This window comes from Bacteroides sp. AM23-12, assembly GCF_003434395.1.
Classification (GTDB): Bacteria; Bacteroidota; Bacteroidia; order Bacteroidales; family Bacteroidaceae; genus Bacteroides; species Bacteroides thetaiotaomicron.
In genome coordinates, this window is record NZ_QTLF01000062.1 from 353 (window position 1) to 8,486 (window position 8,134).

The 8,134-nt window shown below is 51.1% G+C and carries 6 protein-coding genes; 1 reads left to right on the forward strand and 5 read right to left on the reverse strand.

Annotated elements, in window-relative coordinates; genetic code table 11:
* The 3 genes from DW640_RS24160 to DW640_RS22720 form a co-directional block, all read right to left on the reverse strand.
* The coding region (locus DW640_RS24160; protein ID WP_233525472.1) for a TolC family protein at nucleotides 1-509 on the reverse strand (509 nt) is incomplete at its 3' end.
* A 15-nt stretch (nucleotides 510-524) separates the two neighbouring features.
* Nucleotides 525-3,701 (reverse strand): efflux RND transporter permease subunit, encoded by a 3,177-nt coding sequence (locus DW640_RS22715; RefSeq protein WP_117578982.1) that lies wholly within the window; start codon nucleotides 3,699-3,701, stop codon nucleotides 525-527.
* A gap of 14 nt (nucleotides 3,702-3,715) precedes the next feature.
* Entirely contained in the window at nucleotides 3,716-4,819 is a 1,104-nt protein-coding gene (locus tag DW640_RS22720) for an efflux RND transporter periplasmic adaptor subunit (RefSeq protein WP_117578983.1), read from the reverse strand.
* A 224-nt stretch (nucleotides 4,820-5,043) separates the two neighbouring features.
* On the opposite strand from DW640_RS22720, the gene DW640_RS22725 reads away from it, so the two are divergent.
* Complete coding sequence (locus tag DW640_RS22725; protein WP_008767227.1) at nucleotides 5,044-5,955, forward strand: helix-turn-helix domain-containing protein; 912 nt, start codon at nucleotides 5,044-5,046, stop codon at nucleotides 5,953-5,955.
* On the opposite strand, the gene DW640_RS22730 is transcribed toward DW640_RS22725, so the two are convergent.
* Entirely contained in the window at nucleotides 5,927-7,153 is a 1,227-nt protein-coding gene (locus DW640_RS22730) for a glycosyltransferase family 4 protein (RefSeq protein WP_117578984.1), read from the reverse strand. The two genes, DW640_RS22725 and DW640_RS22730, sit on opposite strands and share 29 nt — an antisense overlap.
* Nucleotides 7,150-8,134: glycosyltransferase (locus DW640_RS22735; protein WP_117578985.1), on the reverse strand; the 985-nt coding region annotated here is incomplete at its 5' end. The genes DW640_RS22735 and DW640_RS22730, both read right to left, overlap by 4 nt.

Sequence of the window (8,134 nt, forward strand, 5' to 3'; positions counted from 1 at the left end):
TAATAAGTATTGGCTATACCGGCTATTAGCTGCGTGCGGACTGCCTGACGGTAATCTTCACTTTGTGCATACAGCGCTTTCGCCTGCTTCTTGGAGTTGCGCATACGGCCGAATACGTCCAGTTCCCAACTGGCGGTAACGGGTAGCGAATAACCCTGCGTAGCTTTGTTCGTATCGAAGCTGCTCACTGTCCCCTGCGGGGAAAGCGCAAAGGCGGGCAGGAAAGCAAGTTTGGCGGACATCAGCACTGCCTGAGCTTCTTCCACGCGAAGCTGGGCGGACTGGTAGTCGGTATTGGTCTGCAACCCTGTCTCGATGAGGGACTGCAGATGAGGGTCGGTGAAGAGTTCCCGCCAGTCCATATTCCCCAGACCGGCAGTGTCTTCCGTCACCACTTCCCCGCCGTAAAGATCGTCGGGGACGGAAGTGGCGGGCTTGTATTTGGTATAGATGCCACAACCGCTCAGCGTCAGACTCATGGCAACTAACAGGATGATATTTTTCTTCATTCTTTCTTTTATTTATTAACGTTCACGTTCAGCTTCACTTTTCTCTTTTTCTAAAAGCACTTGTACATCTGCTTCTTCTTCCATCGGTTTGCGGATTTTCTCCTGCAAGTATTCAAAGATGATGTAGAAGACCGGAACGACAAAGAGCAATGCCACCGTTCCGACAGCCATACCGCCTACGACACCCGTACCCAGCGAACTGTTGCCATTGGCACCCGCACCGGAAGAGAACATCAGCGGAAGCATACCGAAGATCATTGTCAGCACCGTCATCAGGATAGGACGCAGGCGGACCTGTGCGGCAGAGTAGGCCGATTCCACGATGCCCATCCCTTTGCGGCGGCGTTCGATGGCGTACTCCGTAATCAGAATAGCCGTCTTGGCCAGCAAGCCGATCAGCATGATCACCCCTGTCTGCAAATAGATGTTATTCTCCAGTCCGAGTATCTTGGCGAACAGGAACGAGCCCATTAATCCGAACGGTACGGAGAAGATAACGGCAAACGGTACGAGGAAACTTTCGTAGAGACAAGCCAGAATCAGATAGATCAGGAAGATACAGATGGCGTAGATGAAAACCGTCTGGGCGCCGCCGCTGCTTGCTTCTTCGCGTGCCATACCGCCATATTCGTATCCGTAACCCATCGGCAACGATTCTGCGGCCACTTCTTCAATCACTTTCTGCACTTCACCCGAAGAGTAACCGTCGGCAGGATTCACATTGGCTGTGATGGTGCTGTAGAGGTTGAAACGGTTGGCCGTTTCCGGTCCCAGTACCTGCTTCAGTGTAACGAACTGGCTCACCGGAGCCATTTCCGTACCGTTGCGCACAAACATATTGTTCAATGCCTGTTCGTCCAGACGGTATTCGGGCGATGCCTGCATCATGACACGATATACTTTACCGTATTGATTGTAGTTGGAGATATACGCTCCACCGCAATAACTGCCTACCGCATCGAGTACCGCGCTTGGCGAAATTCCTGCACGCTTACATTTGGCAGCATCCACTTCTACCGAGAGCTGCGGGAAGTTGATGGCGTAGGATGTATAAGCCATAGCCACTTCCGGACGCTGGTTCAAGGCGTTGAGGAACTGTGTGGACGCATCGTAGAACGTAGCCAGATCACCGCCTGTCATATCCTGAAGGTTCAGTTCGAGGGAGTTACCCATACCGTATCCCGGAATCATGGCGGGCTGGAAGCTGAATATCTGCGCTTCCTTGATGGACTGGAATTGTGCGTTGAGGCGGGAAGCTACGGCATCCGAACCGTGTTCCTTTCCTTTTCGTTCGCTCCAGTCTTTCAGGCGGACAATGATCGTACCGTACGAAGTTCCCTGACCGGAGATCAGACCGTATCCTGCTACGCGGGCGTAGTGTTCTATTTCGGGCGTATCTTTCAGAATGTTTTCCAGCCGGTCCATTACTTTCGTCGTTTCTTCGAGCGTGCTTCCCGGTGAGATGCTGACATTCACCATGATAACACCCTGGTCTTCCTGCGGCACGAGTCCCGTCTTGGTCGTGCTCATCAGATAAACCAGCAGGACGATGGTAGCAGCCAGTGAAGTCCATACCATCCAGCGATGGCGGATGAAGTACATCACCCCTTTCTTATACTTGCCCAGCACGGCATTGAACGAAGCGTTGTAAGCTGCGCGTACCCGTCCGTTGATACTCTTGGCGCTCTTGGTTCCGTCCGACGGACGCATCATGATGGCGCACAGGGCGGGACACAGGGTCAGAGCCGAGATCATGGAGATACCTACGGCAGTTGCCATCGTGATACCGAATTGGGTATAGAACACGCCCGAAGTACCTCCCATGAAGGTGACGGGGATAAATACGGCCATGAAGACACAGGTACAGGAGACGATAGCCATCGTCACGTCGCCCATCGCATCTTTGGTGGCAAGGTAGGGCGACTTATATCCGGCGTCAAACTTGGACTGCACCGCTTCCACCACCACAATGGCGTCATCCACCACCGTACCGATGGCAAGCACCAGTGCAAACAGGGTCAGGATGTTCAGACTGAATCCCGCAGCTACCAGACAGGCAAACGTACCTACCAGTGACACGATGATGGAGATAGACGGGATGAGCGTACTCTTCAAGTCCTGCAAGAAGAAGTATACCACGAGGATGACCAGAATGATGGCGATAATCAGTGTTTCCACCACGTTGTGTATGGAAGCGAAGAGGAAGTCGTTCGAACTCATCATGGTGACGAACTCCGTTCCTTCCGGCAGGTTTTTCTCCATCCGCTCCATCTGGGCGGTAATTTCTTTATTGACAGCGGTCGCATTGGAACCTGCCGTCTGGAAGATCATATAGAGCACGGCAGGCTGGCTGTCCATTTCACTGCGGAAACTATAAGTCATAGTGCCCAGTTCTACATCCGCCACATCTTTCAGACGGAGTATCGAGCCGTCTTCACGCGAGCGGACAACGGTGTTCTGAAATTCTTCCACGCTCTTCAGTCTTCCGCGATATTTCATCGTGAACTGGAAGACGTTCTGCGAACTCTCGCCCAGTGAGCCGGTAGGGGCTTCAATGTTCTGCTCGCCCAGCACGCTGGTGATGTCCGAAGGCACCAGTCCGTATTGTGCCATCCGTTCCGGTTTCAGCCAGATACGCATACTGTAGGTATCGCCCAGCTCCATGACGTCTCCTACTCCCTCGATACGTTTGATCTGCGGGATGACGTTGATGTCCAGATAATTGGCAAGGAAGGTCTGGTCGTAGCGACCGTCGGTGCAGACCATTGCGCCGATTTGCAGGAAGCTGGTCTGTCGTTTCATCGTGCTTACGCCGACTTTCGTTACTTCGGCGGGCAGCAGTCCCTGTGCTTTGGCTACACGGTTCTGTACGTTGACAGCTGCCATATCGGGGTCGGTGCCTTGTTTGAAGTAAACCTGTATGATAGCCAGACCTGCATTGGAGGCGCTGGACGTGATATACATCATGTCTTCCACCCCGTTGATGCTCTCTTCCAGCGGCATGATGACGCTGTTCATCACTGCTTCGGCATCGGCGCCCGTATAGCTGGCAGCCACATAGACCGTAGGAGGTGCGATGTCGGGATATTGCTCCACCGGCAGGGTGAAGAGCGAGATAAGCCCTATGGCGAGAATCAGCACGGAGATGGAGATAGCCATCACCGGCCGTTTGATAAATATATTTCCTTTCATAATCAGTCTCCTTCTTATTTAACCTGTGTACCTTCGCGCACCAGTCCGGCGCCTTCCGATACAATTTCGTCACCAGCTTTCAAGCCGTCCAGCACTATATATTCGCGTCCGTCGTTGATTCCGGCTACGGTGATCAGGGTGGAGACCGCTATGCCGTCCACTACCTTATATACAATTGTTTTGTCCTGCATCCGCACGGTAGCTGTCTGCGGGATGGCGATGCAGTTCTTGTAGATGCTCGGCACTACTACCGTGCCCGATGCTCCGCTATGAAGCAGCCGTGATTCGTTGGGGAACACTACGCGTGCCACTACGGTCCCTGTCTGACGGTCGATCACTCCACTGATGGATTCGATGGTACCTTTCTTCTGATAGACTGAGTTGTCGTTCAGAATCAGTTCCACTTCCGGCATATTCTTTAACGCTTCGTCCATGTCGCCGTACTGTCGGGTAAGGGCGAGCAGTTGGTTTTCGGTCATCGAGAAATAGACGTACATATCCGAATTGTCACTGACCGTAGTGAGCGGATAAGGAATGTTGGCGCTTACCAATGCGCCTGCACGATAGGGCAATGCGCCTACAACTCCGTCACTGGGACTTTTCACTTCGGTATAAGAGAGGTTGTTGCGTGCGCTTATTTCCTGAGCTTCAGCCTGTGCCAGTTGTGCCTTGGCGGTGAGATAAGAGTTTTCGGCAGTCTTCAGGCTAAATTCTGAAACGACTTTCTGCGCATACAGTTCCTTGTTGCTCTTGTAAGTCAGTTCGGCGGTGCTTGTAGCGGCGCGGGCCGCTTCCACATTGGCGGTGGCGGTTTTGAGCACGGCTCTGTAAGGTACTTGGTCAATGATGAAAAGCAACTGTCCCCGACGTACTTTCTGACCTTCGGTCACGCAGAGTTTCTCGATTGTTCCCGACACTTGCGGATAGATGTCAATATCCTGTCGCCCGCGTATGGTTGCCGAATAGGAGGAAGAAAGTTCTTTGTCCGTTGGTTCTATCTGCATGACTGCATAAGAAGATTTCACTCCTGCATCCGGTGCCTGTTTGCACGATGCCATCCACACTGTACAACCGACAATTCCTATCAGCCGTATCCATTTTTTGTTCACTGTAATCATACTTACTCTTTTTGTCTTTTATTAAAATCAGAACAAAAGTAGGAGAAAAGAACAAGTCAATGGTGACCGATTTTTCTCTATGAATGTCCTGTTTTCGTTATTTGTATTTGTTGTGGCTAACTATTTGCGTATAAACGACATATCAAACAATTATAAAGGAGTTTGGGACATTCTGTTTTCCCTATTATTTACCAACTTTGCAAAAAAGTAAAAAAGGAGAGGCTATGGAAAAAGAGAACATTATGACAGTAGATATAGAAGACTTTAAGAAGAGTCAGCATATCCTTGATTATATAGACGATGATTTTGCGATAGTCAACAGTCTGGACGGGATTCCGTATAGTAATGATACAGTCCGGCTGAACTGTTTCCTTATTGCTGTCTGTGCAGAAGGGTGTATCCAGCTGGATATCAACTACCGGACGTATCAGTTGCAGGCGGGCGACTTGCTGCTCGGTCTTCCCAATACACTGATCAGTCGTACGATGCTGAGTCCTAAATATAAGATAAGGCTGGCGGGATTCTCTACCCGTTTTCTGCAACGCATTATTAAAATGGAGAAGAAAACGTGGAATACCGCTGCTCATATCCACAACAATCCGGTGAAGTCTATCAGCGAAGGCGGGGATGATCCTGTTTTCAGGTTTTATCGGGATTTGATTGTGGCGAAGATCAATGATGAACCTCATTATTATCACAGGGAAGTGATGCAGCATCTCTTCTCCGCCCTTTTTTGTGAGATGCTGGGACAGCTTCACAAGGAAATCGATGCTCCCGACAAGGGGGACAGTCCGAAAGAAGGCATCAAACAGGCGGATTATACCCTGCGGAAATTCGTGGAGCTATTATCGAAAGACAAGGGTATGCACCGTTCTGTGAGTTATTATGCGGATGCGCTCTGCTACACTCCGAAGCATTTTTCGAAAGTCATCAAGCAAGCGTGTGGCAGGACTCCGCTGGACTTGATCAATGAAACGACGATAGAACATATCAAGTACCGGCTGAAACGTTCGGACAAGTCCGTCAAGGAAATAGCGGAAGAGTTCAACTTCCCCAACCAGTCCTTTTTCGGGAAGTACGTAAAGATGCATTTGGGGACTTCACCGGCTAATTACCGGAATCGCGAAGATGAGTGAGACGAAGAATCTCTTGAAAAGCCTTCAGGTAGCGTTCGCTGACCGTCTCCATATTGATCTTTTCCCGGATCATCCGTTCCGATTCTTTTCCCATCTCCTTGCAGCGTTCGGGAGATTCGAACATCTCTCTGATTCTACCTGCCAGGCTATCGGCGTCTCCGTCCTTGAAGAAATAGCCGTTCTTGCCTTCCATGACCAGGTCGCGTTCCGTACTGTCGCATACGGCACAAAGGACGGGCATACCATACGTCATGGCATCATTGATCGAAAGCCCTCCCATGCCGGCAAGCACATAGATACTCGATTCGTTCATATAGGCGCCCAGTGTCTTCGGGTCATAGACGGCTCCGATAAAGCGGATGCTGTCTGCCAGTTGCAGGTCGTTTGCCTGTTGTCTGAGGTTGTCCAGTTCCGGTCCGTCTCCTACGATCACCAGTTCCGCTTCCGGATAGTCGGCAGCTACCTTCCGGAAAGCCTCTATTAATAAATCTACCCGTTTCCATTTTACGAGCCGTCCGATGTGCAGCAGTCGACGGTCGCACGGGGGAAGGATGGAGGGGGAAGCCAGTACGGATTCTTTTTCTTTGAGAAGCGCTTCCGTATCGGTCGAGTTGTAAGTGACGTGTATCTGCTCCTTCTTTACTCCGTAAGAGGGGAGGATGTCGTAGGCGGCTGTCGAGTAGTTCAGCGTTCCGGCAGCTTGGGCGTAGCAGTACTTCCGTATCCTTGCCGTTATCCATTGGCGCAGATAGAATCCGGTCCCCTTGCTGAGCAGGCGCATACCTTCGTCGTGCATCGGATTGGCTTTGAAATATTCCTTGATCTTTCCGTAGGGAGGAGTCTGGAAGGGGATTTCACGAATCACCAGCTTGGCGTTGCAGGACTTCATAGCCTTTCTCAGTGCGGGCTGGAAGAATACTTGCAGGAAGTAGGGCCATCCTATTACCACTATATCCGGTTTTTCTTCCGCAATGATTTCGGGAAGGGCGGGGAAAGCGCTTTTTCCGTAGAACATCTTCTTCTCCGGTGTAGTCAGATGCTTGTAGATTCCTCCTTCTACCATTTTCACCCCTTTGCCTATGGTCGTATTCCCTTTCTTTGGACTGACAACGGTTATTTCTACTCCTTTTGCCTGTAGCCTGTTGAGCATGGCATTCAGGTAGTGGGGGATTCCTCCGAATGTAAAAAGTACTTTCATTGTATATGCTTGCTGATTTGATTAAAACATGTGATTAGTTTCTCCACTTCGTGTTCGTGGGCGTACCGGGCGAAAGTCTGAGTATCCATCCTTGTTTCGGTACACAGCGAGCGGATAGCTGCGCTGCATTCTCCGGCGTTGTCTTCTCCGGTGGTTTGACCTGTTCCGTACTGCTCTACCCTCCGCCCCATGCAGAGGCCGCGGCTGACTATGACCGGTTTGCGGAAGGCGGCAGCTTTGGTCAGGAGGTTGCTGCTGCCGGTGAACTGCTTGTATGCGGCAAAAATAAGGTCGCTCTCCGCTATCAGGGCATTGAAACAGCTTTCATCGGGAATCTTCTCCAATGAGAACAGACAGTTATTCCTTGACTCCCCGAACGCCCGCAGGTCGTTTTCCTGTTGTGCGGTGAGAGATGATTTCCCCGCAATGAGGAAGAAATATTCATCCTTTGGCAATAAAGGGATACTCTCTAACAGTAACTTTATCCCCTTGCGGAAATTGATGGAACCGAGCAGGGATATCACCTTCCTTCCTCTGGCTTTCTCCTTCAGTTTGCGCAGCAACGGGTAGTTTGTGGCGGGAGCCGAAAGATCGGCAAAGTCGGGAAACAGCAGAATGTGGCGCTGAAATGTTTCCAGGTCTTTCGCTGAATATTCGTTCAGTATGCCTACTCCTACGCAGTTCTTGCTTCGCAGGAAAGGGCGTGTATCGGGCATCCCTCGGTGGTAAGGCGGCAGGGCGGACTGAACCAGCAGGCCGCTCCACTGATAGGGCAGCAAAAGATTGAACAGCCATAAGGGAGCCAATGTAGGCAGCATATCGTCGAGGCAGGCGAAGAAGACCAGATCAGGTTTCAGCCGTTGAAGACTCCGGCGCAGCCTGTACAGATTTCGCAGCCGAATCACTGCATTGCGCAGTACAACCAGCTTTTTCTGCAACGGTTTTCCGGCAGGGAGCGGCAGCAGCGGAAGCGCTGAGACA

Coding starts and splice junctions, on each gene's coding strand:
- DW640_RS22725 (WP_008767227.1), top strand. CDS start 5,044: ATGGAAAAAGAGAACATTATGACAGTAGATATAGAAGACTTTAAGAAG.
- DW640_RS22720 (WP_117578983.1), bottom strand. CDS start 4,819: ATGATTACAGTGAACAAAAAATGGATACGGCTGATAGGAATTGTCGGT.
- DW640_RS22730 (WP_117578984.1), bottom strand. CDS start 7,153: ATGAAAGTACTTTTTACATTCGGAGGAATCCCCCACTACCTGAATGCC.
- DW640_RS22715 (WP_117578982.1), bottom strand. CDS start 3,701: ATGAAAGGAAATATATTTATCAAACGGCCGGTGATGGCTATCTCCATC.